We start from the raw sequence: 1,169 nt of genomic DNA on the forward strand, positions 1-1,169 counted from the left end.
TGTCGCGGGCTTACGAGCCCGAGGCAAACACGGGCTAACCCTCACCGTGTAGCCTCGCCGGCGTCACTCCAGCGGGCAACTCAAAGATACAAGGCGATCCGTCGAGCGATCCAGCATAGTCAAACGAGCCTGAGGGCTCTTTCGAAGCGCTACGGGATCAATCAGAAGACGGTCGCCAAGTGGAGGCAACGGACCTCGGTCGCCGACCAGCGCACCGGTCCGAAGGATCCGCGCTCGACGGTGCTGTCACCGGAAGACGAGGCGGTCGTGGTCGCTTTTCGGCGTCACACGCTCCTGCCGCTGGACGACTGCCTCTACGCGCTCCAGGCCACCATCCCGCACCTGACCCGCTCGTCGCTGCATCGGTGCCTGCAGCGCCACGGCATCAGCCGATTGCCGGAAGTCGACGGCGACAAGCCCAAGCGGTCACGCTTCAAGGTCTACCCGCTCGGCTACTTCCACATCGATCTGGCCGAGGTCCACACGGCGGAGGGCCGGCTCTACCTGTTCGTCGCCATCGATCGCACGACCAAGTTCGCCTTCGTCGAGTTGCATGAGAAGGCGACGCGGCGGGTCGCAGGCGACTTCCTTCGCCATCTCATCGAGGCCGTGCCTTACAAGGTGCACACGGTGCTCACCGACAACGGCACCCACTTCACGACACCCGGCAACGTTGCCTCGGCCGCCTCCATCATCAAGGAGGCGATCGGGGCCGGAGAGACCTTCCGAGCCCACAGCTTCGAGTCCGCCTGCGCCCGAAACGATATCGACCATCGCCTGACCAAGCCGCGCCACCCCTGGACCAACGGTCAGGTCGAGCGGATGAACCGCACGATCAAGGACGCGACGGTCAAGCGCTACCACTACGAGACCCACGAACAGCTCGGCACTCACCTTGCTGACTTCGTCAGCGCCTACAACTTTGGCCGCCGCCTGAAAACCCTGCGAGGTCTGACCCCCTACGAGGCCATCTGCAAGGCATGGTCCGCCGAGCCCGGACGCTTCAGGGCAAACCCGCTCCACCAAATGCCGGGACCAAACATCTAGCTGGTACATAATGGGCAGAGGCGCCAAACTGACCTGACCGGCTGGCTTTGGACCGGGCTGATTGAGAGGATCAGCCAGGACTGAAGGAGTCGGACATGCGGCGAGGTCAGAAGACGAGCGCG

The 1,169-nt window shown here is 63.8% G+C and carries 1 protein-coding gene; it reads left to right on the forward strand.

Going from position 1 to position 1,169, the window contains the following annotated elements; genetic code table 11:
* Positions 1-96 precede the first annotated feature (96 nt).
* Positions 97-1,047, forward strand: a complete 951-nt coding sequence (locus tag BM140_RS24995; protein ID WP_091952145.1) for an IS481 family transposase — start codon at positions 97-99, stop codon at positions 1,045-1,047.
* Positions 1,048-1,169: the final 122 nt, after the last annotated feature.

The organism is Methylorubrum salsuginis (genome assembly GCF_900114375.1).
Taxonomy (GTDB): Bacteria; Pseudomonadota; Alphaproteobacteria; order Rhizobiales; family Beijerinckiaceae; genus Methylobacterium; species Methylobacterium salsuginis.